The organism is Fibrisoma limi BUZ 3, assembly GCF_000296815.2.
GTDB lineage: Bacteria > Bacteroidota > Bacteroidia > Cytophagales > Spirosomataceae > Fibrisoma > Fibrisoma limi.
On the sequence record NZ_CAIT01000004.1, the window covers coordinates 128,628 to 152,920 of the forward strand.

Consider the following 24,293-nt stretch of genomic DNA (forward strand, 5'->3'; position numbering starts at 1 on the left):
AGGATTGCTTAACCCACACAACTATGATTGTACCCGTTGTTAAAGCTGTATTGATTGACGATGAACTGCCTATCCGACGGACCTTGCGAGGGCTGCTGTCGCCTTTGCCCGAAGTGGACGTAGTAGGCGAAGCGGGCAACGTTACTGAAGGTATTGACCTGCTCATTGAGCACAAGCCTGATCTGATTTTTCTTGACATCAAGATGCCGGTCCGGAGCGGTTTCGACCTGCTGGATGAACTATCGGTGCAGCACCAGTCCTACGGGGTTATTTTTGTATCGGGCTACCCCGACGAGGCCCTGACGGCCGTTCAGAAAGCCGCCCCTTACCTGCATTCTGATTTTTTGGTCAAGCCGGTTGATCCACGGCTGTTGAAGGAGAAAGTTCGCCTGTTCTACCATAAATGGCTTGCTGATAAGGAGCATGAAGCCGAGATCGTAGCGCAACTGGAAGAAGCCTTTTCCCAGACCGGCAACTCTGATTTTACCGGTCCCCGGCACCTAATTTTTCACAGTAGTTCCGCGTTTCACCGCATTCCGGTGGCCGACATCATGTACTGCGAAGCGTCGAATCGGCAGATCAGTATTTATTGCAGTCAGGTTGAGCACATCAACGTACCAAATCTTACCCTGGATACGCTCGAAAAACAGCTTCCAAAGCAACTGTTTCTCCGAATTGGCCGTAGCCACATTGTTAATAAGGAAGCGATTAACTACCTCGAAAAAGGAGCCCGAACTCGCTGCCGCCTGCTGTTGAACGGGCGAGTTCGGGAACTGCATATCTATGCCAGCAATGCCGAAAAGATAGAACAAACTACCTGGTCGTGAGTTAGTAGCGGCCGACAGTCTGCCCAGCGAAGTCTTGAATCAGGCCAGGTAGCTACCAATGCTTACTACGTCGGCGAACACACCGGAGGCCGTCACCTCCGCGCCGGCACCGGGACCTTTCACCACCAGTGGCCGATCTTTGTACCGCTCCGTGGTGAAGGACACGATGTTGTCGGCACCGGTCAACTGATAGAACGGATGCTCCGGTCCAACGGACCGTAGTTCAATTATGGCCTTGTTGTCTTCAAACGAGGCAACAAACCGCAGTTTCTTGCCCTCGGCTTCGGCCTCCTGAAGCAGATTTTCGAAGTAGTCGTTATTCCGCTCCAGTTCGTCAAAAAACGCTGGTACGCTGGGAGCATCCAGGCATGATTGAGGCAGCAGGTTTTTGACTGTCACATCGGAGGGCTCCAGCGGGAAACCGGCTTCGCGGGCCAGAATCAGGATCTTACGGGCTACGTCCTGGCCGCTCAGGTCGTCGCGCGGGTCGGGTTCAGTATACCCTTTTTCTTTGGCTTCGCGCACTACGTCCGCAAACGTGGGCCGACTCGCCGGATCGCCGGAACCGAAAGAATTGAAAATGTACGACAGCGTACCCGACAGAATCGCTTCGATTTTAATAAACTGGTCGCCGGCCGTAATCAGCCCCTGCAGGGTGTTGATGATGGGCAGGCCAGCACCAACGTTCGTTTCGTAGAGGAACTTGACGCCCCGGTTCAGCGCCGTTCGTTGCAGTCGCCGGTATTCGCTGTACGGTCCGGAATTGGCTACTTTGTTTGGCGTTACGACCGAGATGTTGGCGTCCAGCAGCGATTCGTAGAACTGCACAATGTCCTTGTCGGAGGTGCAGTCGATGAAGACCGAGTTCGGTAGGTTATAGTCCTGCATTTTCTCCACAAAGGCGGGCAGCGAAGTCGTGACGCCCTCGGTTAGGAGCCGTTCGTGCCAGGCGTCCAGGGCAACGCCCTTCGGATCGAGCAGCATTTTTTTAGTGTTGGCCAGGCCAACGACGCACACCTTCAGCAGCTTTTCGGAGCGCAGGAATTCGTACTGGCTGCAAATCTGTTTCAGCAGCGTTTTGCCGATCAATCCGGTACCAACCAGATACAGATTCAGCACCCGCGCTTCTGACTGGAAGAATACGTTGTGGATGGCGTTGAGGGCCTTCGACAGGTTGTTTTTGTTGATCACCACCGAGATGTTGATCTCCGACGAACCCTGCGCCACCGCTACGATGTTAACCCCGTTCTTCCCGAGCACGGAGAACAGCTTTCCGGCGATACCCGAGCTCTTCCGCATCCCCTCACCGACGGTGGCAATAACCGACAGATCGCGCTCGATGCTGATGTTATCGATGTGTCCATGAGCAATTTCGGTCGCGAATTCCATGTCCAGAATGGCCTTCACGTTCTCGGCTCCACGCGGATCGATGGCAAAACAGATCGAGTGTTCTGACGACGCCTGCGAGATCAGGATGACGCTGATCCGGTGACGGGCCAGCACCCCGAACAGCTTGGCCGATACACCCGCTACCCCGATCATGCCGGAGCCCTGTACGTTTACCAGCGCAATGTCGTCGATGCTCGAAATACCGGTGATGGTGTATTGCCGCCGTTCGGCCGTCCGGCTCACGACGGTACCGTCGTGCGTCGGGTTGAACGTATTGAGCACCCGAATCGGAATGTTGCGGGCAAAGGCCGGCTGTAGGCTCGGCGGGTAGATTACCTTGGCGCCGAAGTGCGACAGTTCCATCGCTTCGGCATACGTAATGGTCGGGATATTGAAGGCGTTGGGTACCTTGCGCGGGTCGGCAGTCATCATGCCGTCTACGTCGGTCCAGATGTCGATGCGGTCGGCGTTGAGGGCCGCACCAAGGATGCTGGCCGTGTAGTCGGAACCGCCCCGGCCGAGGGTGGTGGTTTCACCTTTCTCCGTCGAGCCGATGAAGCCCGTCACGATCTGCAACGCTGTTTCTTTTGCAAAATGAGCCTGCACCAGCTCGTTCGTGAGCGTGTAATCCACCTCCGCGTGGCTGAACTGATCGTCGGTCTTGATGATCTTCCGGGCGTCGCAGAAGGCGACAGAAAGCCCACGACTACGCAGACACTCGGTCACGACGGCCGTCGATAGCCGCTCGCCGAAGCCCATAACCAGGTCCATCGTACGGGGCGTTAACTCGCGGATCAGCGATACGCCCCGCAGCAGGTCTTCGAGTTCGTTGATAACCCCCCGGATGGACGCAAATACCTTGCTTTGTTCCTTGATCGGAATTAGAGCCTTGACTACGTTGAAATGCCGGTCTTCAATGCGCCGGACGAGTTCTGAGTAGTCCTGGTTACCACCCGTAGCCATCCGCCCGATTTCAATAAGCTGGTTCGTTACTCCGCTCATGGCCGACAGCACAACGGCTATAGTATCGCCCTGTTCGCGGTGGGTTTCAATGATCTGGATAACCTGTTTTATGCTCTCGATCGAGCCAACTGAAGTACCGCCGAATTTTAATACGAACATTATAATAATTGCGAATGAGTGAATGAGCGAAAGAGCGAATTACTGCTGCCAAGGGCATACGACACTCAAGCTCATAACTAATCAGGAAGCCGTTGATGAGGGTAACTGGAACCGCAAAGATAACGGAAAGACAGCGGCAAGCCACCGCGTCGGTAGCAGAAATTAAAAAGACATGTTTATCCGGTCGTGCGTGTCTGACCAATTGCCGACATCCGAGTGAGTAGTAAGTCCAAGGAGTAGTCAACGTTTCGGCAACCAGCAGGGGCAGTCTTGATTCAACAGCTAGGGGTACTCACAGAGCCACACAGGTTGAAATAGACTTTTTCATAGTATATGGGATGAGTAGAATATTTGATTCGTTTTGATAACACTGTCGGAGAAGCTCGTTAAATTTTAGAAAATTAGCGATTCGAGTCAGGTAAAAATGGGTAGTAAGTCAATCAGGTTTTGCTTTCTGGCTTGGTACTATAAATAGAAAATCAAGATTCGCTGCGTATAATTGCGTACCATCGGATTCAGGAAGTGGAAGTACATAATCAAGCACTTCCGGCCGATTTATTAAGCGTTCACTATTCACTGTTTAACCATTCCCTTATGTCCATTTTTAGCTGTAAACGCCTGCTCAGCGGGTTCAGGAAAGGGGCGTTGGTCAGTCTGTTCGTACTGATAGCCCACCTGAGTTATGCGCAGACCTCGGTCAGCGGTCGTGTCACCGATGCCGCTACAGGCGACGCCCTGGCCGGTACGACCGTTCAGGTTAAAGGCACCAGCGTGGGGGCGACGACCGACGCCAATGGCCGCTACCAACTTACGCTGCCCAGCGGGGCCAGAACGCTCGTTTTTTCGTTCATCGGCTATCAGCCCAACGAGGTCGAAATTGGTAACCGTACGGTCGTCGATGTCAAACTGACCAACGCCGACAACGCCCTGGGCGAGGTAGTCGTGGTGGGTTATGGGGTGCAGAACCGGCGCGACATCACTACGTCTATCGGCTCTGTAAAAGCGCGGGACATTGCCAATCAGCCCGTGACGAGCTTCGATCAGGCCCTGGTGGCCAAAATCGCGGGGGTGCAGGTGGCACAGACCTCCGGCGCACCGGGCGCAGCCCTGTCGGTACGGGTGCGTGGTACGGGCTCAATCAGTGCCGGTAACGATCCGCTTTACGTAATTGACGGGATTCCGCTCTCGCGGGATACAAAGTTTGCAACCGGCAGCACCAATACCCAGTTTCCGGACAATCCGATCAACGTATTGAGTACAATCAATACCGACGATATTGAGAGCATCGAAGTACTGAAGGATGCGTCGGCGGCTGCTATCTACGGCTCGCGGGGTTCCAACGGGGTGGTGCTGCTGACAACCAAACACGGTAAGGAAGGCCGGACAACGGTGAGCTACGATACGTACGTCGGGTTTCAGCAGGTGACCAAAAAGCTGGATCTTCTCAACGCCTACGAGTACGCTCAACTCAATTACGAAGGCAAAAACAACGCTTACCTCGACCGGAACCCGAACGGGCGACCAACCGACTCCAATGAGATCCGGCAGCGCGGGGTAGGGGCTCCCAGTACGTTGATTCCACCCCAGGTTACCCCGTATCTGTCGGGGCAGCCCGGCCTGACCAATACGGACTGGCAGGACGAGATTTTTCAGACGGCCCCCATTCAGAACCACACGCTCTCGATTGCCGGTGGGAACGCCAACGTGCGGTATTACGTATCAGGCAACTACTTCGACCAGCGCGGGGTGGTGATCAATTCAGGGTATAAACGGTACAGTACCCGCGCCAATGTCGACATAAAAAGCGGGAAGCTATCGGTCGGGTTCAACCTCAACCCCACGTTTGCGCACCATGACCTGATCAAAGCGGAAGGACCTTACCTGGCCGATGGCGTCATTGGTTTGGCAGTGCAGATTGCGCCCATCTGGCCGGTCTACAACCCCGATGGTACGTATAATTTCGACGCCAATGGCTGGGGCTACGGAGCGACATCTATCCTGAATCCGGTAGCGGTGGCTCGCGAAGTGAGCGACAAGCTCGATCACCTGCGCCTGCTGGGAAATGCATACGCGCAGTACGACATCGCCAAAGGCCTTTCGTACCGGCTGAGCGTTGGATCGGATATTAACAACTTCCAGCGTAATTACTACCGGCCATCGATTGTTGAAATCCGCGACCGCAAAGGCCCTTCTGTCCCGACTGGATTCGCCCGGACACAGAATTTCATCAACTGGCTGGTCGAGAATACGTTAAACTACAACCGCACCATTGGGCTGCACAACCTATCGGCTCTGGTCGGCTTTACGGCCCAAAAAGATCGGCGGACATCGGCCGAACTGACGGCTACCAATTTCCCGAACGATCTGGTGCAGACGCTTAACGCCGGGCAGGTAACCGCCGGGGGGACCGATATTCAGGAATGGTCGCTGCTGTCGTATCTCGGTCGGGTTCAGTACGACTATAACGGCAGGTACCTGGTATCGGCGGCTATCCGCGCCGATGGGTCATCGCGTTTTGGGGCCGCCAACCGCTGGGGCTACTTCCCGAGCGTATCGGCCGGCTGGAATGTTTCGCAGGAGTCATTTCTGCGTTCACAAACCTGGCTGAGCGATTTAAAGTTACGGGCCAGCTATGGCCTGACCGGGAATTTTCAGATTCCCAACTATGGCTCGCTCAGCCTGCTCGAATACCGGAACTACATTTTGGGGGCCGATGTCATTACGAGTGGTCTGGCACCGGTGAACTCGGCCAACGACAACCTGAAGTGGGAAAAAACGGCTATGCTGGACATCGGTTTCGACGCCAGTTTCTTCCGCAATCGCCTTAGCCTGACGGTTGATTACTACGACGCCAATACGTCGGACCTGCTCCTGAATGTACCCGTGCCGCGTGCGTCGGGTTTCAGCACGGAGCTACAGAATATCGGTAAGGTAAACAACCGGGGCTTTGAGTTTACCCTGGGTACGCGGCAAACGTTTGGCCAGTTTCAGTGGACTGCCAGCGCTAACCTGGCTACGAACCGCAACCGGGTAGTGGCACTCGGTCCCTCCGGTGATCCGATCATCGTGTCGGGTGGCGTGGCCGGGGCACAGTTCATCACGCAGATTGGTAGCCCCATTGGGCAGTACTACACCATGCTGGTCGATGGTGTATTCCGGAACCAGGCCGAAGTGGATGCGTATCCGCGAACGGCCACGACCAAACCGGGCGACTTCCGGTTTGTCGATGTAAACGGCGATAAGCGCATTGACTTCAGCAGCGACCGTACCGTTACGGGCAGCTATTTTCCCAAATACACGTTTGGCTTCGTTAACAACTTCGCGTACCGGGGTTTCGACCTGGGGGTAACGGTGCAGGGCGTGCAGGGGAATAAGATCATGAACCTGATCCGGCGATATATCTACAACGAAGAAGGCAACGGGAATCAGTTCCGGGGGGCGCTGAACCGCTGGCAGTCGCCGGAGAATCCGGGTGATGGGCAGCATAACCGGGCCAATCGGCTGCAAACAGGCTCCAACGGCGAAATCTCAACCTGGCACATCGAAGATGGTTCGTTTGTTCGGGTACGGACCATTTCGCTGGGCTACGCCCTGCCAACGTCCCTGTTGCAGAAACTACGCATGACGCGGGCCCGAATCTACGCGACGGCTCAGAATCCGTTTACGTTCACCAACTACATCGGTTACAACCCCGAGGTGAGCAGCCGGCCCGACAATGCGCTTTCGGCTGGTGAAGATTACGGCACGTACCCACTTCCACGCACCATGTCCCTCGGCCTTAACGTATCCTTCTGAGTTCCATGAAAAACGCATTCATACTCCTTTGCGGCCTTGGCCTGGTTGCCTGCCAGAACGATTTTCTGGATCTCAAGCCGCAGTCGCAGCCTAACGTTGATAACTTTTACCGGACCGCCAACGACTTCGGTAATGCGGTGAACGGAGCCTACGATGCTCTGCAATCGTCGAACCAGTACGGCGGAGATTTCAATACGCTGATCGAAGCCCGGGGCGACAACGTACTGGACAATGATCCTTCGTCGAATGCTGGTCTGCGCTACAACATTGACCGGTTCATCGAGCCCACCACCAACACCATCCTGCGCGATACCTGGGGGAGTTTATATACGGGCATCAATCGCTGCAACCTGATTCTGGATAAGATCGACGCCGTGGCGATGGACGCCAGGCTCAAAGCCCGCTACAAAGGTGAAGCCCAGTTTATCCGGGCGCTGTCGTATTTCAACCTGGTGCGGTTATGGGGAAGGGTACCCCTCGTCCTGAAGGCCGGTACGACTGCCGATGCCCGGTCGTATGTCCGTAACGACGTGACTGAGGTCTACGCGGCTATTGAAAAAGACCTGACCGATGCTGCGGCCAACCTGCCGGCCAGCTACACCGGTGCCGATATTGGGCGGGCTACATCCGGGGCGGCAAAGGGACTGCTCGGCAAAGTATACATCACCGAAAAGAAATATGCCCAGGCCGTTCCGGTGCTGCGCGAAGTGATCACCAGCGGTACGTACCGGCTGCTGCCCAACGTAGCCGATGTGTTCAACGTAGCGAACAAAAACAACGCGGAGATCGTGTTTGCCGTGAAGTTCAGAAAAGGCGTGGGCGGCTCACTGACCGAAGGCCACGGCCTGTGGTACGGTACCAACATTGGCGACAACATCGAACCGACGCTGCGGGCAGCCTACCCGGCCGGGGACAAACGCCTTCCGTTGACGGTGCAGGTACCGGTACCGAGCAACGTAAACGTAGTACCCCGTAAGTATTACGACGAGTTTTCGGCCACCAATGACGTAGGCAACGATTTTCCGGTACTGCGTTACGCCGACGTACTGCTGCTTTACGCCGAAGCACTGAACGAAGTAGAGTACCAGGCTACCGGCGAGGCTTTCCAGCGGTTAAACGAAGTCCGGACGCGAGCGGGCGTTGCTACGTATACGGCGACCCAACTGGCAACGAAGGACGCGTTTCGGGCGGCTGTGATTAATGAACGGCGGCTGGAACTGGCCCTCGAAAATGATCGATGGTTCGACCTGATTCGTACCGGAACGGCCGTTGACGCGCTCAAGGTGACGAACATTACGGTGCCGACGTACCGGGTCGTGTACCCGATTCCGCAGTCGGAAATTGATACGTACAATAACCCCACAGCTTTTCCGCAGAATCAGGGCTATTAAGCGCCTGACAAGAAGATAGGTACATAAGCGGCCGGGTACGTTAGCAGGAAGAACCTGCTGATTTGCCCGGCCGCTTATGCACAAGGAATTACTGGCCTATTGCTGCTGGCTGGAATCCAGGTAATTAGAAATGAGATTATAAAGTATCACAAGCAGCGGAAGCCCCTGTACGACCAGAGCGGTAATTTTAGACCAGTTGTAGGGCATTAGGTTCAGGCCGGCCATGGCTGCCAGCAGGATGACACCAACGACCAGAAAACCTCCTTCCATACCTCGCCCGGCCGCGTCGTTGCCGGGGCGATTGATATTGAATAGTGTAAAGATGAGCAATAGCCCATACAGACCAACCAGGACCCAGTTGAGGGTAGTTATCGTTTTCATGATGGGATAGGGTTTAGACTACCGTAAAAGCACCGGGCCGTTCTCTTCTATCGGCTTGCTACCCCAGAATTGTTTCAGCGGTAGGGTTTGTTTCTACAAGTTTCTGCGCACCCCGTCCCAGTGCTAAAAACAGGCGACCTGTTCTGACTCCCGTCCATGGTCAGTTCATTACGGTCTGTTTTGGCGCAACACCGTATTGAGCTGGGCGTGACCAGTTATAAGGGAGTGGTTGAGCTGCAGCGGCTATAAGGAATTAGCCGGAGTTTTCTGATGCCCGACTGTTACTTCTAGTTAGTAGTTGAATCGCCCAGCCACAGGCCATGAAAGCCAAGCGGGATGTTGTGGGGTAGCCGCAGTCGGGCTACGGTTTTCAGGTCTTCTGCATCGGCCACGATCAGATCGGTCTTCTGCGAGGGTGCGTGGAAACGGAGGTACAGCAGCCAGGCATCGTCTTCCCGCGTGCTGCCCGGGCGTGGTACGACAATCGGCTCGCTGGGCAGGGTATCAGTCTCGTAGGCGTGGCAGCCCTCGCCGGTTTGTACATTCAGCTTTACGATATGATCCAGCAACGGCATGGAGTGGGTAGCCGGCCGACCGATTGTCCAGGTGTATTGGTACGGTTGGCCTACCCGGTTCGGATGAATTTCGGGAAGCTCGCCCTGGTAGTCAGACAGGACCTCATGCGCGACAGTCTGGGAGTCCAGGTTGATACGGTACCGAACAAAGCGGGCCATGTCAGTGTCGTCGGGAATGTTGCCGACAAGGTATTCCTTCATGCCCGGCGACTCTGGGTAATCGGATAACCGAAGCGCATCAACCACCAGCGTGCCGTTGGTGTCCTGGTAGCCGTTGATGTAGTGAAAGACAAAACCAAAGTGGGTCTTGAGCCGGTATTCCCGGCCATCGGGGGCGACTACGAGAACTGTAGTCTGGCTGGACCGGTCGACGCGCATGGAAGCCGCCGGAGAGGTAATGCCTGCAAACGCCCGCAGCATATCGAAGGCGACCGGGGGCAGAAAAAAGATGCGGTGTCCACTCTGCGTCAGCACGAAATCGTGCGCAAAAATCACCGAGGGCATCTCAACAGTTTTGGTAATACGTGCCCGGCCAGCCGGGTCTACTTCGTACAGAACCAGCCGTTGTTTGGTGCCGGGTACCGTGCCGAAATTATGCATAATGCCCGTGGTCGGGTGAATTTTAGGGTGAGCCGAAAACGGTAGTTCCGGCATAATCTGTCGGTCGAGCCACGAAAAGGAATTGCGCAGAACGCCGTCGTAATCGTAGCGGCCGATGGTATCGAGCGTATCGGGGTCAATATGGTGGGGCAATCCCCCTTCCCACATAGCCAGCATGTTACCGCCGTGCCAGACGACGCTGGTGTTGGCCGTATTCTTGAACCGCATATTCATGATGTTCTTCCACATGCCACCGGGGATGTTGGTGCCGAAGCTCCGGTACAGCATCCGCCCGGCCTTTTCTTCCTCCACAAACTCAGCGGTGCGGACGTAGCGGTTGCGGTAGCGAACGCCCGTTTCGTCGAAGGTGAAGCGGGCAATCATTCCGTCGCCGTCGAAGAGATGGTCGTACATGACTCCCTGGTGCTCGAATCGCCCATTGCCGTTGCGGTACAGCGATCCGACGAGCCCGGCTGGTAGGCTGCCCTCAAGCAGCGGTAGCACTACGTCGGTATACTCTTCGGTAACGCAGCGATTTGCCTGGATGTAATCGCGCAGTGTGGCGTAGTTACGAACTGACATGAACCGGTTCGGTTTGATAAAGCGTATCCGTACAACCCCGCGTTAACCGGTTTGTTTGGCTTCAATCGGGCTTTTTCATCGAGTTTGCTGCTCATATTGAAAGGGTTAGCTTTCTAGCCTGGATGGGCTCGCCCCAGAACAGACTCGCCTGGCGTTCAAAGTTTTCGGCGGAATCAGTCGTGTAAAACGCCAGCTTCCCGCCCTGGCTGCACTGGGCTTCAATCTCGGGGTGGCGGTTCAGGTAATCGGCGAGGCTATCGGCCACAATAGTACCCTGGCTCAGGATGGTGATTGCCGGTGACGTAAAACCCTGAATTTTGGGCAGCAGCAGCGGATAGTGAGTACAGGCCAGTAACAACGTATCCAGCTCCGGATCGCGCTGTTGCACCCGGTCGAGGTGCTGCCGTACGAAATAGTCGGCGCCGGGGCTGAGGTGTTCGCCGTTTTCGACCAGCGGCACCCACATCGGGCAGGCTTCCTGCACAACGGTCAGCTCCGGGAAGAACTTGGCAATCTCGACTACGTACGACTCCGACGTAACAGTACCCGTAGTAGCCAGAATTCCAACGTGGCCCGTTCGGGAGTACTGCCCGATCACTTCGGTGGTGGGTCGGATAACACCCAGTACCCGGCGGTCGGGGGCGATACGCGGCAAATCCAGTTGCTGAATGTTGCGGAGTGCTTTGGCTGAGGCTGTGTTGCAGGCCAGAATCACCAGTCGGCACCCCATAGCAAACAAATGCTGAACGCACTCGAGGGTATAGTGATAGACCGTATCGAAGGAGCGGGTGCCGTAGGGGGTGCGGGCGTTGTCGCCGAGGTAGACATAATCATACTGCGGGAGCTTGCGAACGATCTCTTTCAGGACCGTAAGGCCACCGTAGCCGGAATCAAATACGCCAATGGGCTGGTTCGTAATCATGCTGCAAAACTACCGACTTCGGTGGTTTCTGCGGTTGAGGTAGCAAAGAGCAGATCGTTTACGGCTGAACGGCAATCCCTGTTTCAGCCGTAAACGATGATATACGGGGTTAGTCCCGGTTTACAAACTTGACAAACCGGCTCTCGTTGCCATCCTTGGTTTCTTCCTGGTACAGCATCGCCAGGTTATTCTTGTCGAACTCCTCGAAAAACTCGTCCCAGGAGATAGCTTCCAGCTTGTCTTCACCAGCACCGGCCGGGAAATCAATGCGGATAACGCCTGAGCCGTCGCCGTTTTTTTCGGTGCCTTTTACGCGGGCCGGTTTACCGTCGCGTTCCTCCACATACGTCCGAATCTCGTCGTGGTTGGTCGTCGTTTTTGCGCTTGCCATAGTCGTTGTGGTTAGTTGTTACGGGTTAACTGCATTTGAAAAGACCCGGTTTATTATTTTATTAAAACTATAGATTATATTGTTTTTAGGCGAATCGTTGCAATTCATATAAGAAATTGACCGCTTGTGCCAAATTATTGTGCGTAGGTTGCAACGGCTGCTTACATTACGGAGTCCATACGTTATGAATGCGTAGTGGTGTTAGCTTTGCCTGAGTGCTCATGCGGTGTCAACTCCTTCTGTTTTTACTTCTGCTTGCTGCTAGTCCCATTCTGGGGCAGTCGGTTAGTGCCGATACGTCGTTTGTTGGGTTAGCCGCTACTCAGGCCGTTCGGGTCTATGAGCGGGCTTTTCCGGACAAGCCACACCTGAACAACGGGACAGAATACATCCGATACGACTATCGTATCACGGGCCACCCTTATTTCCTTACCGACAGCACCCTAACCGGCTACATTCAGTACAATGACGTACGCTACCACGACGTAGCGATGCGCCACGATATTGTTCGGGATGAAGTACTGATCGATCAGATCGATAAACTGTTTCGCATCCGGCTGCATAGCGAGCGGGTCGATTCGTTTTCGCTGGGGCCACACCGCTTCATTCGACTGGTGGCCGATAGTCTGAGCAACAACGGCATTCGTACCGGCTTTTACCAGGTGCTCTACGATGGCTCTGTCCGGTTGCTGGCCAAACGCGTTAAGACCATCCACGAGGATATCTCGAGCGGGAAATACAAAGCCAATTTTGAGGAGAACGACCGCTTTTTCGTGCAGACAAACGACGGTACGTATCACGAGATTAAATCGCAGCAATCGTTGTTCGGGCTATTTCCGGATCAGGAAAAAACGCTGCGACGCTACCTGCGTACGAACGGTATAAAATTCCGAAAGCAACGCGAGCTGGCCATCACCGGCGTTGTGAAACAGTATGATGCCTTAGCCCGTTGAGTATGACCTATTTTTACCGGACCACACTTCTTGTATTCACTCTTTTCTGGTTTGTTCGGCCTGGTTTCGGCCAGACCGTTGCTGATAAACCCCTCAACGGCGACTACACCAACCTGCGCTTCGAGCAGTTTGTGAAACGCCTGGAAGTCAGTACGCCCTACCGGTTTTTCTACAACCCGGCCGAGGTCGACAGCCTGGTTGTCAATCTACAGATTGATCGGCAGCCATTGCCGGAGGTACTCAGGCAGCTCTTTACCGGCACGAACTTCGCCTACGCCATCGACAAACAGCAGCGGGTTTACATTACGCTGAACCGCCCCATCCGGACCGAACTGCCCATTGGTTTTTTTGAGCGGGGAATCACAGGCGGTTCGTCGGCCGATTCTATAGCGGCCGCTTCTTACCTGACCGAAACGCGCCGGAAACTGGTAGCCGCCGAAACGAAGATTTACGAAGTAGGGCAGCGAACTAATCCCATTCGGTCGGGTCGGGCCACGGCGGCCGGTCACGTCCGAAACGCTGCGTCGGGTGAGCCCATCATCGGGGCGGCCGTCTACATCGACAATCCCCGTATTGGTACGGTAACCGACCAGTTTGGCTACTATTCCATTACGTTGCCACGCGGGCGGTATGACCTCAGACTCCGCAGTATCGGCCTGAAGGATACCCGGCGTCAGATTATCCTGTACAACGACGGCAAGCTCGACATCGAGATGGAAGACGATGTGATTCCGCTAAAGGAGGTCGTGATTGAAGCCGAGAAGGACGTGAACGTGTCGGGCCTTCAGATGGGGCAGGAGCGCATCAGCATCGCCACCATGAAGCAGGTCCCGACAGCCCTGGGTGAAACCGACCTGCTGCGGGTAGTGCTGACGTTGCCGGGTGTGAAATCCGTAGGTGAAAGCTCAACCGGGCTGAACGTACGCGGGGGCGCAACCGACCAGAATCTGATCCTGTACAACGACGCGACCGTCTATAACTCCGCGCACCTGTTCGGCTTCTTTTCGGCCTTCAACCCCGATGTGATTAAAAGCGTTGAACTCTACAAAAGCGGGATTCCGTCGCGTTATGGTGGGCGGTTATCGTCGGTGCTGGATGTGCTGACCCGCGACGGCAACAAGAAGAAGCTGACCGGCTCGGGGGGGATTGGCCTGCTCACCGGTCGGCTGACGCTGGAAGGCCCAATCATCAAAGAGAAAACCTCGTTCATCGTTAGTGGCCGGTCAACGTATTCCAACTGGCTGCTGCGGCAACTACCCAATGCCGCGTATCAGAATAGTCAGGCATCATTCTACGACCTGAATCTGCACATCACCCACGATTACAATGAGAAAAACAGCCTGTTTCTGACCGGCTACCTGAGCCAGGACCGGTTCCGGTTCGATCGGGATACGGTGTATCGCTACCAGAACCAGAACGCAACGCTGAAATGGAAGCACATCTTTAACAACAAACTTTACAGCGTTTTCACGGGCGGGTATAGTTACTACAAATACAACATCACCAGCGAATTAAATCCGGTAAACGCCTACCAGCTCGGGTTCTCCATCGGCCAGGGTACCGTAAAGGCGGATTTTAATTATTACCCCAACGCCAGGCATACCATCGATTTTGGGGTGAGTTCGACGTACTACAAACTGCAGCCCGGTACGTTCCTGCCGCGCGGAGGGGAGTCGCTGATTACGCCCGATGTGGTGCCTAACGAACAGGGGCTGGAAAGCGCCGTCTACATTGGCGACCGCTATGACATCAGCCAGCGGTTGTCGATCAGCGCCGGCCTCCGGTATTCCCTCTATAACTACCTTGGACCCCGGTCGGTGTTCTACTACGCCCCGGGCCTGCCACGGTCGGTGAGCAACATTGTCGATACGGTCGCCTACAACAACAACGAGGTGATCAATACGTACCACGGGCCGGAATACCGGTTCTCGGCCCGCTACAGCCTGACGTCCGAGGCATCGGTCAAGGTGAGCTTCAACCGGATGCGGCAGTACATTCAGATGCTGTCGAACACGACGGCCATTTCACCAACCGACATCTGGAAACTGAGCGACCCGAACATCAGACCACAGGTGGGCGATCAGTACTCGCTGGGCTTGTACAAGAACTTCAAGAACAACACCATCGAAACATCGGTCGAGGGGTATTACAAGACCATGGAAAACATGCTTGACTACCGGAACGGAGCCACGCTGCTGCTCAATAACCACATTGAAACGGACGTAGTCAATGCCGAAGGGAAAGCGTACGGTGTGGAATTTCTGGTGAAGAAACTAACAGGTAAGCTGAACGGCTGGGTAAGCTATACCTACGCCCGGACGCTGCTGCGGGTGAAGCCGACTCCTTCGAACGAAGGGATCAACCAGGGGAACTGGTACCCCAGCAACTACGACAAGCCGCACGACTTCACGATGATCAGCAACTACAAGATTAACCGGCGGTTCAGCATGTCGCTCAATTTTACCTACAATACGGGGCGACCCATCACCTTGCCGCTGGCCAAATACACGCTCGGCAACTCGCAGCGGGTACTGTACTCGGAGCGCAATCAGTATCGCATCCCGGATTACTACCGGGTCGATTTCTCGATGAACATCGAAGGCAATCATAAGATCAAAAAGCTGGCGCATAGTTCGTGGACCGTCGGGGTCTATAACCTGACCGGTCGGCGGAATCCCTACTCGGTGTATTTCCGCTCGGAAAACGGGGTCATTCGCGGGTATAGGCTGTCGATTTTTGGCCAGCCGATTCCGTCCGTTACGTACAATTTCAGATTCTGATTACGCATGAATACATCCCTGAAAAAAGGACTTGGCTGGTTATTGGTGGTGTTGGTCAGCAGTTGCGTGGACCCGTACCGGCCCCCTGAAATTGCGGCACCCAACACCTATCTGGTGGTAGACGGGTTTCTGGATAGCGGCCCGGGCACAACCACAACCATCCGGCTGTCGCGGACCCAGAACGTTTCGGATACGAAAGCCCCAACGGCCGAAACCCGGGCGCAGGTTACCATTGAAAGCGAACGCAACGAAACCTACCGCCTGAACGAAACCACTACGGGCGTTTATTCCATCACCGGACTGAGTCCGCAAACCAGCCAGAAGTACCGGCTGCGTATCCGCACGTCGCGCGGAAGCGAGTACCTGTCCGAGTATGTGGCGGTGAAGCAAACGCCCGCTATCGAAGACATCGGCTGGCGGGTCGAGAACGATGGGATTCAGCTTTTTCTGGATACGCGCGACCCGCAGAATAACACCCGCTATTACCGCTGGGAGTTTGAGGAGACCTGGCGATTCACGGCCGGTTATCAGTCCTTTTATGAGATCGTAAACAGGGAGGTGCTGCCACGGTTGGTTGATATTTTTCGGTGCTGGGCTACCAATCGCTCGACGAACATCATGCTGGGCTCATCGGCGCGACTAAGTCAGGATGTGATCAATGACTTTCCGCTGACGTTCATCCCCGGCACGTCGGCCAAACTGGGCATTCGGTACAGCATTCTGGTGAGGCAGTACGCCCTGACGCGCGAAGCGTACGAGTACTGGGATCAACTGGCCAAAACTACCCAGAGCCTGGGGTCATTGTTTGATCCGCAGCCGACCCAGGTGACGGGCAACGTTCGGTCGGTGTCAAACCCGAATGAGCCGGTACTGGGGTACTTCGGCGCGGGTTCCGTAGCCACGAAACGTATTTATATCAATCGGAGTGATTTACCTTTCCGGCGGACCATCACGGGCTACGAAAGCTGCGTCGTTGATACACTGACGTTACCAGAGTTGATCGAGCAGAACAAATTCATTATCGATATCAACGACGACGGGCGATACTTCGCTACTTCCGACGGCTGCGTCGATTGCCGCCTGAGGGGCACTAACGTTAAACCGGCATTCTGGGAAGACTGACATCTACTGATGCAGAACCTGACTAACACATCCTTGCTACGTTGCATGAAAGGTAACCAACTCCGTTTTGTTTGCTGTCTGCTGTTGCTCGTTGGGTACGGAGCCGCCGGGCAACCCGCCGAGGGGCTTCAGCCGGTCGTGCAGCGGCTCGATCAGTATCGGAAACAGACGCTTCAGGAGAAAGTGTTTGTCCACGCTGACCGGGCGTTTTACCTCACCGGCGAAATGCTCTGGTTCAAGGTGTACTGCGTGGACGGTACGTTTCACCGGCCGCTGGACGTGAGTAAGGTCGCTTATGTGGAGGTGCTCGACCGGGAGCGTAAGCCAGTCGTGCAGGCTAAAGTAGCGCTGACGGCCGGAAGCGGCAATGGAGCCTTTTTTCTGCCCACGTCGATCAATTCGGGTCATTACCTCCTGCGGGCTTATACCAACTGGATGAAAAATTTCGGTGCTGATTTCTTCTTCGAAAAGCCGATCACCATTGTCAATTCCTTCAAACGATTGGAATTGCCGGTGCTGGCGGCTGCCCCCGACTACGATGTTCAATTGTTTCCGGAGGGAGGTCAGTTGGTACAGGGGCTGAGCAGTAAGGTTGCCTTTCGCGTAACCGATGAGTCCGGCAAAGGCATTGCCTTTCGGGGGGCGCTCGTGAACCAGCAAAACGATACGGTGAGCCGGTTTACTCCGCAACGCTTCGGCATTGGTCATTTCATGGTCACACCCGAGCCGAACACAACGTACCGGGTGGTAATTACGGATGAAAAAGGGCGAGCGGTGGTGCGGCCACTGCCGGCAGTTCAGGCGCAGGGGTACACCATGCGGCTGGAAGAAACCGGGGGTGACCAGCTTAAAGTGACGGTCAGCACGAACGTAGTCGGCCAGGCGCTGGTGTATCTGCTGGGGCATACGCGGCAGGTCGTCAACGTAGCTGAAATGCGACCCATGCAGCAGGAAGCAACATTCCTGATTGACAAAAAGAAGCTGGGCGACGGCATTTCGCACCTGACCGTGTTCAATATGGATCGCAGGCCGGTCTGCGAACGCCTTTATTTTAAGCGCCCCGAACAGTCCCTGAACATCGGGTTGACGCCGGACAAAAGCGAGTATGCATCGCGGACAAAAGTGAGCATCGATGTAACGCTGCCGTCAATGGCTAAAAACGGTGCGGCCGATCTGTCGGTGGCCGTGTACCGGCTCGATTCGCTGCCCGCAGCTTCGTCGGGTAACCTGCTGAGTTATCTATGGCTTACCTCCGATTTGCGTGGGACAATCGAATCGCCCGAATACTACGTACAAGCCGAAAATCCGGACGTTAAGGAGGCTGTCGATAACCTGATGCTGACGCATGGCTGGCGTCGATTTACCTGGGATAACGTGTTGACGAAGCCATCGACTGCGTTTCAGTTTGCACCAGAATACAATGGGCTGGTTGTGCAGGGTATGGTGAAAAACCCCGTATCGGGTGCGCCGGTCAAAGGCATCACAACCTACCTGTCGACCATCGGCAAACCCATTCGGTTCTACGTGGCAGAAAGTGATACGGCCGGCCGGGTTTTATTTGAACTAAAAGACGCGTACGGGCCAAAACAGGTCGTTGTCCGGACCGAACCCGCCGATAGCCTGAACCGCCTGTCGATCATAAACCCGTTCGCGGAGCAATGGTCGGCTACCCGACTGCCCGCATTTGATCTGAGCCAGCAGACGGCCGAATCGGTACTGAATCGGAGCGTCGCCATGCAGGTACAGAACACCTACTGGAGCGACCGCTCGGTACGATACCGCTACCCGGTGGTCGACAGTACGGCTTTTTACGGCAAGACCGACGAATCGTACAAATTGGATGATTATACCCGATTCACGACCATGGAGGACGTATTGCGTGAGTACGTGCTTGGGATTCAGCCCCGGAAGCGGCAGGGCAAGTTTCGGCTGGTCGTCATCAACGCACCGTACCGGGCATTCTTCGACGAACCGTCGCTCGTGCTGATGGACGGGGTTCCGGTGTTCGACATGGACCGGATTATGGCGTTTAGCCCGCTGAAGATCAACCGACTGGATGTTATGACGAAACGGTACTTCATTGGTAGAACGGTGTTCAACGGACTGATCAGTTTCTCTACATACAAAGGCGATCTGGCCGGTTTCGAACTTGACCCCGGTCTGCTGAAAGTCGATTACGATGGACTGCAATTGCAGCGCGAGTTCTATGCACCCCGCTACGATACCCCAAGGCAGTTTGAAAGCCGCCTGCCCGACGCCCGGACCCTTTTGTACTGGTCTCCTGGTTTGGCAATTGATGCATCCGGAAAAGGAAAGATTGAATTTTTTACCTCCGATCAGGAAGGGCGCTACGTGATCGATGTGAATGGCCTGACGAAGCAGGGGCAGGGGGGGAGCCAGCAAACAACATTTACCGTAAAGAATCCGGTCAGGTAGTACCAGTTTCATGCTGGTATTGTGTGTTACCCCCAACCCCCTGGAGGGGGTAACACACAAAAGTAAAGTGCGGCTGTCCACCAGAACCCATTTAAAACCCCCATGCCAGCAGACCACCGTCTACGGCGATGGTCTGGCCGGTCACGTAACCCGACGCAGGCATACACAGAAACGAAACCACGGAAGCCACCTCCTCGGGTTCACCGATGCGCTTCATGGGCGTACGGCTCAGAATGCCCGCCAGCTTGTCGGGGTTGTTCAGCACGGGGCTGGCTAATGGCGTGCGAATGTACCACGGCGCTACGGCATTGACCCGAATGCCATCCGGTGCCCACTCTACAGCCAGATTGCGCGTAAGTTGGTTCATGGCGGCTTTGCTCATGCCGTATAGTGAGCCGCTGCTGGTGTGCGTCAGGCCCGATACCGACGATATGTACACAATCTTACCGTGACCCGACGCTTTCAGCAGTGGATAAGCGGCCTGGCTTAACTCATAGGCCGATCGGAGGTTCGTTGTCAGAACGTGGTCGTATTCTGCGGGGCTGTAGTCGGCAGTGGGTTTACGAATGTTTGTGCCGGTGTTGTTCACCAGAATGTCCAGGTTGCCCCAGGTCGTCTGAACGGCGTCGATGATCTGCGAAGCAACGCCAGGCTGGCTTAGGTCGGCCGATAAACCCGCTACGGAGTAGCCTTGTTGACGATACGTTGCCAGTTGCTCCTGCAGGCGTTCGTTATCGCGGGCGACGATGAATACGGCTGCGCCAAGCTGTAAAAACTGCTGTACGATGGCTTCTCCGATGCCTTTCGTACCGCCCGTTACGAGCGCCCGCTGGCCGTTGAGTTGCCAAGTAGGTAAGGTCATTGATTACGTTTCAAAAGTTTCGGCTGAAAGTTATGCGTTCCGGCCGGTACTTCGACAACGTAGCAATCACCTTTTTGCCTGGTATCCCTGTACTTCCCGCCTTTCTGTCGGTTGCTGCTGGGCGCGATAAGCAGGCCGCCGATCCGGTCAATAGAAGCTTTCAATTTTAAGGATCTGCCGTTCCACATTGGAAGGCACTACCCGACGATTGCGCCAGATGTACAGTGCTGAGCGGAATGCGTCCTTCAGACCCCGGCGCACGTTGTGGTCCCGGCGGCTAATCCGGACGATATGCCAGGTATGGCGCAGGGCGTAGTACAGCGGCCGACGAAGCCAGTAATACCAGATCGTGTCGCGGGTAGTGAGGGCGGTGCGCACGGGCATGTTACGAACACTGGATGCATAATGGCGGGCAACTATGTCTTCTGCATAGGCCAGGCTCCAGCCTTTTGTTCGCATATCGACTGCAAACATTCGCTCTTCGACGGCAATGGCAAAACGAGTGTTGAACCCTCCTATTTCCAGAAAGGCCTGACGACGTACCACCACGGCACAGCAGACGAAGCCCAGAATAGCCGGGCCGGGTAGTGGTTGGGGATCGGTGATCGGGCTGTCGTGCATGGCCTGACAAACCGGTTCCAGACGTTCGCCGTGAATAAACACTTTGGCTGCCAGTACGCCTAGGTGCGGATACTGACGAAAATACTGTACAGCTTTAGTCAGCGCGCCCGGTTCCCAGTACGAATCATCATCGCAGAACGCAACCAATGGCGTCTGGGCAGCTTTTACCCCCTCATTTCGACCCGAACAACCCCGGTTCTCCGGTAGGGCCAGCACCGTAACGGCGGGGAACGTAGTGCGTACCTGCTCAACCGTGTCATCGGTCGACTGGTTGTCGACAACAATGATGGGAGGCTGTTCCGGTAAGGCCAGTAGCTGCTCGAGTGTGCTGAGAAGGCCCTTTGCCCGGTTGCGGGTGACTATCACCACGGTAACATCGGCGTTCATACGGAGCGGTTAGTGGTTAAACCCTAATGAAACCCGGGCCGTCGGCGGGGCGTTTGGACTCGGATTTGTCCAGTGAGGGAATGGTCTGTCGGCTGCTGACTTACCATTTTGTTCGTCGGCAACAAATTCGGCCGAAGGACCAGCAGACGCTGACAAACCAGTGCTAGTCAAAGAGTGAATTGGAATTTTATCGATAGAAAAACTACCTTTGCAACGCGTTTAAGGTTTGCCCGGTAACACGGGCGATTAAAAGGGAACACCGGTGCAAATCCGGGGCTATTCCCGTAGCTGTAAGCTCTTTTTCCAGTCGGCAACACAAAGGCCACTGCCCCTCGGGTGGGAAGGCGTTGTCGGTAGAGCGAGCCAGAAGACCTGCCTCAAACGAATTCATGATCGAGCTTTCGGGAAAAAAGCCGGGGATGAAAGACGTTTGTCTAGCGATTGGCGTGGGCACGCACGTGTCCGTTGACGGGTGAATTTCTCGTCTATCTTTTGTTTCACTTTCCGACAGCTCATTACTTAATCAACCTGATTAATGATGAGCAAAACTACTACGTTGCTGTCGGCCTTCATGGCCACTCTCTGCCTGCCTGCATTGGGGCAGGACAATCCCAATTCATCAGTATCACGCTCCCTTCAGTTAGACGCCGTTACGGTTACGGCCAATAAGGTCGAGCAGAAGCTTTCACAAACCGGCAAGGTCGTCACGGTATTATCCGATTCAGTGCTGCAACGGTACGCTACGCAGTCGGTCAGCGAACTGCTGTCTCGGCAGGCGGGGTTGCAGATCGTCGGTGCCAACGGACCGCTCGGTACCAACCCCGACATCTACCTGCGCGGGGCATCGGCCGGTAATACGTTGATCCTGCTGGATGGGCTGCCTATCTACGACCCTTCGGGATCGGCCAATACCTTCGATCTGAACCTGCTGACGGTTGGGGAGTGCGATCGCATCGAGATTCTGCGCGGGGCTCAGTCGACCACCTATGGATCGGATGCCGTGGCGGGGGTGATCAACATCTTTACCAAACGAGGAACGGGTACCGCTGGCCAGAAGCCGCTGGGCGCTACGGCCTCATTGAACTACGGGACGTATAATACCTTCCGTGGGACGGTTGGCGTAAGTGGCCAGACCAGCAAACTGTCGTATAACGTTCAGTACACGCGCTTGTCGTCGGCCGGCTTTTCGGCTGCTACGGATACCACCGGCACCCGCAACTTCGACAACGATGGCTATCGGCAGAACGCGTTCCTGGGTAACCTGACGCTGCAACTCACCCAAAAGCTGAGCCTGAAACTGCGCGGATTGACAACGGCCTATCAGAGTGATGTAGATGCCGGAGCATTTGCCGATGAGAAAGACTTTACGTTCCGAAATCAGTTCAAGCAACTGGCTACGGGTTTGGAATACCGCCACCAGCGTGGCCAACTGGTGATCAATTACGGCCTGAGCGATACCCGCCGGACGTACCGTAACGATTCGACCGCTATTGAATCCGGTGCGTTTGAGAACTACTCATACCAGGAATACGGTGGCGTGGCTCATTATGCCGAAGTATATCATACACTGAAAGTAAACACCTGGGGCGAGTTACTGACGGGAGCCGATTACCGATTCAGCAACACCGACCAGAGCTACCTGTCCATCAGTGAATATGGGCCGTACCAGTCTCCGCCGATCGGGGCTGATACGGCCCGCATTGGCCAATTGGGGGTTTATGCAACGGGCATCGTGACGCCGTACAAAGGCCTGTCGATTGAACTGGGTGGACGCTACAACCGGAATTCGTTATACGGAAGTGTCTTTACGTATTCGTTCAATCCATCGTACCTGCTGGCCGATCAGATCAAACTGTTCGCGAATCTGTCGTCGGGATTCCGCGCACCAACGCTCTATCAGCTTTTCTCGCCCTACGGCAACAAAGCCCTGAAACCGGAGCGAAGCCATACGGTCGAAGCGGGGGTTCAGTTGTTCACCAAAAGCCGTAATGCCTGGCTGCGGGTCGTGTATTTCGATCGGCAGATTCAGGACGTGCTGTATTTTGAATCGCTGAACGTAGACCCCTACGGTCGCTACATCAATTTTGACCGCCAGCATGATCACGGCTGGGAACTGGAAGCGCAGGGGCAGTTTGACCGATTGCTGTTAACGGCCAACCTGACCTTGCTCGACGGCGCCATCACGACGCAGGTGGCCGGACGCGACACAATGTACAACAACCTGTTCCGCCGACCCAAAGCGCAATTCAACGCCAGCGCCGGGTATCAGATCACGCCCCGAGTGCTGGTCAATGCGACGGTTCGCTCAATTGGCTCCCGAACTGACCGGTTTTTCGGGGGCTCGGCAACCCGTAATGTTACGTTGGCCGGTTACACCACCGTTGATCTGTATGCAGAAGGCAAACTGACGTCTCAGCTTCGGGTGTATGCTGATGTGCGCAATTTGTTTAACGAGAAGTACTTCGACATTTACGGATACAATACCCGTGGCCGCAACGCCATGGTTGGCTTACGATTCACCTGGTAATAGATAGTGACCTCATGAAACAATCCCTCAATCCCCGCTTCGTTGTGCTGCTGCTGTTCATTGGGCTGGCTGCAGCGGTACGTATCGTCAACACGGTCGACGATGTATCGGCCATCTCGACGTTCACGCCCATCGGCGCTATGGCGCTCTTTGGAGGTTCGTATTTTTCGAACCGCTGGAAAGCGTTCGGTCTGCCGTTGCTTACCCTGTGGCTCAGCGATCTGGCAATCAACGTCGTTCTGCTCGACGGTCGGTTTGGTATCATGTACGACGGCTGGTACTGGATTTACGGCATCTTCGCCCTGATTGTGTGGTATGGCAAGGTGCTGTTGCAAAAGGTATCGGTTAAGAACGTACTGGTAGCCGCTTTGGTAGCCTCACTGACCCACTGGCTGCTGGCCGATACGAGTGTCTGGCTGGTTGGCGGAACAGACCTACGCACAAACCTGCCGCTGAGCCGCGATTTTGCGGGCTGGCAGCAGTGCATATTGCAGGGCGTTCCCTATATGCGCAATTTTCTGGCCGGTACGTTGATTTACAGCGCGGTGCTGTTCGGTGGATTTGAGTGGCTGCAAGCACGCTATCCGAAGCTGGCAGTAGCATGATATTAACCGCAAAGACGCCAAGATT

Annotated in this window: 16 protein-coding genes and 1 riboswitch; of the genes, 9 read left to right on the forward strand and 7 right to left on the reverse strand. The window is 55.2% G+C overall.

Annotated features, from left to right (window positions below):
- The first annotated feature begins 23 nt into the window (after positions 1-23).
- Positions 24-827 carry a LytR/AlgR family response regulator transcription factor gene (locus tag BN8_RS31460; protein WP_009279918.1) on the forward strand — a complete coding sequence of 268 codons (804 nt, stop codon included), beginning with the start codon at positions 24-26 and terminating at the stop codon, positions 825-827.
- A 39-nt stretch (positions 828-866) separates the two neighbouring features.
- On the opposite strand, the gene thrA is transcribed toward BN8_RS31460, so the two are convergent.
- Positions 867-3,338 carry a bifunctional aspartate kinase/homoserine dehydrogenase I gene (thrA, locus tag BN8_RS01100; protein WP_009279919.1) on the reverse strand — a complete coding sequence of 824 codons (2,472 nt, stop codon included), beginning with the start codon at positions 3,336-3,338 and terminating at the stop codon, positions 867-869.
- Between the two features lie 594 nt (positions 3,339-3,932).
- Here thrA and BN8_RS01105 point away from each other — a divergent pair.
- Both BN8_RS01105 and BN8_RS01110 read left to right on the forward strand, forming a co-directional pair.
- On the forward strand, positions 3,933-7,133 hold the full coding sequence (locus tag BN8_RS01105) for a SusC/RagA family TonB-linked outer membrane protein (RefSeq protein WP_009279920.1): 3,201 nt from the start codon (positions 3,933-3,935) through the stop codon (positions 7,131-7,133).
- 5 nt (positions 7,134-7,138) lie between these two features.
- Entirely contained in the window at positions 7,139-8,524 is a 1,386-nt protein-coding gene (locus tag BN8_RS01110) for a RagB/SusD family nutrient uptake outer membrane protein (protein WP_009279921.1), read from the forward strand.
- Positions 8,525-8,620: 96 nt separating this feature from the next.
- On the opposite strand, the gene BN8_RS01115 is transcribed toward BN8_RS01110, so the two are convergent.
- The 4 genes from BN8_RS01115 to BN8_RS01130 form a co-directional block, all read right to left on the reverse strand.
- Positions 8,621-8,905: a hypothetical protein gene (locus BN8_RS01115; protein ID WP_009279922.1), complete on the reverse strand. Its 285-nt coding sequence runs from the start codon at positions 8,903-8,905 to the stop codon at positions 8,621-8,623.
- 287 nt (positions 8,906-9,192) lie between these two features.
- On the reverse strand, positions 9,193-10,662 hold the full coding sequence (locus BN8_RS01120; RefSeq protein WP_009279923.1) for a carotenoid oxygenase family protein: 1,470 nt from the start codon (positions 10,660-10,662) through the stop codon (positions 9,193-9,195).
- Between the two features lie 91 nt (positions 10,663-10,753).
- Positions 10,754-11,584: a glutamate racemase gene (gene murI / locus BN8_RS01125; protein ID WP_009279924.1), complete on the reverse strand. Its 831-nt coding sequence runs from the start codon at positions 11,582-11,584 to the stop codon at positions 10,754-10,756.
- A gap of 109 nt (positions 11,585-11,693) precedes the next feature.
- The gene (locus BN8_RS01130; protein WP_009279925.1) at positions 11,694-11,975 is read right to left on the reverse strand and encodes a hypothetical protein; all 282 of its coding nucleotides are present in this window, start codon (positions 11,973-11,975) and stop codon (positions 11,694-11,696) included.
- A 221-nt stretch (positions 11,976-12,196) separates the two neighbouring features.
- Here BN8_RS01130 and BN8_RS01135 point away from each other — a divergent pair, with 221 nt between their 5' ends.
- From BN8_RS01135 to BN8_RS01150, 4 genes are read left to right on the forward strand one after another with little or no spacing between them, the layout of a single operon-like run.
- A complete protein-coding gene (locus BN8_RS01135; RefSeq protein WP_009279926.1) occupies positions 12,197-12,928 on the forward strand; it encodes a hypothetical protein in 732 nt (243 codons plus the stop codon).
- Between the two features lie 2 nt (positions 12,929-12,930).
- Complete coding sequence (locus BN8_RS01140) at positions 12,931-15,708, forward strand: TonB-dependent receptor (protein ID WP_009279927.1); 2,778 nt, start codon at positions 12,931-12,933, stop codon at positions 15,706-15,708.
- 6 nt (positions 15,709-15,714) lie between these two features.
- On the forward strand, positions 15,715-16,830 hold the full coding sequence (locus BN8_RS01145) for a DUF4249 domain-containing protein (protein ID WP_009279928.1): 1,116 nt from the start codon (positions 15,715-15,717) through the stop codon (positions 16,828-16,830).
- A gap of 9 nt (positions 16,831-16,839) precedes the next feature.
- Positions 16,840-19,266, forward strand: coding sequence for a hypothetical protein (locus BN8_RS01150; RefSeq protein ID WP_009279929.1), 2,427 nt, complete (start codon positions 16,840-16,842; stop codon positions 19,264-19,266).
- Between the two features lie 91 nt (positions 19,267-19,357).
- On the opposite strand, the gene BN8_RS01155 is transcribed toward BN8_RS01150, so the two are convergent.
- Together BN8_RS01155 and BN8_RS01160 are read right to left on the reverse strand one after the other, a co-directional pair.
- Positions 19,358-20,128: an SDR family oxidoreductase gene (locus tag BN8_RS01155; RefSeq protein WP_009279930.1), complete on the reverse strand. Its 771-nt coding sequence runs from the start codon at positions 20,126-20,128 to the stop codon at positions 19,358-19,360.
- 147 nt (positions 20,129-20,275) lie between these two features.
- A complete protein-coding gene (locus BN8_RS01160) occupies positions 20,276-21,136 on the reverse strand; it encodes a glycosyltransferase family 2 protein (protein WP_009279931.1) in 861 nt (286 codons plus the stop codon).
- Positions 21,137-21,341: 205 nt separating this feature from the next.
- A riboswitch (cobalamin riboswitch) is annotated at positions 21,342-21,530 on the forward strand.
- A 141-nt stretch (positions 21,531-21,671) separates the two neighbouring features.
- Between BN8_RS01160 and BN8_RS01165 the strand changes: the two genes are divergently transcribed.
- Complete coding sequence (locus tag BN8_RS01165) at positions 21,672-23,663, forward strand: TonB-dependent receptor plug domain-containing protein (protein ID WP_009279933.1); 1,992 nt, start codon at positions 21,672-21,674, stop codon at positions 23,661-23,663.
- A 14-nt stretch (positions 23,664-23,677) separates the two neighbouring features.
- Positions 23,678-24,268: a DUF6580 family putative transport protein gene (locus BN8_RS01170; RefSeq protein ID WP_009279934.1), complete on the forward strand. Its 591-nt coding sequence runs from the start codon at positions 23,678-23,680 to the stop codon at positions 24,266-24,268.
- Positions 24,269-24,293: the final 25 nt, after the last annotated feature.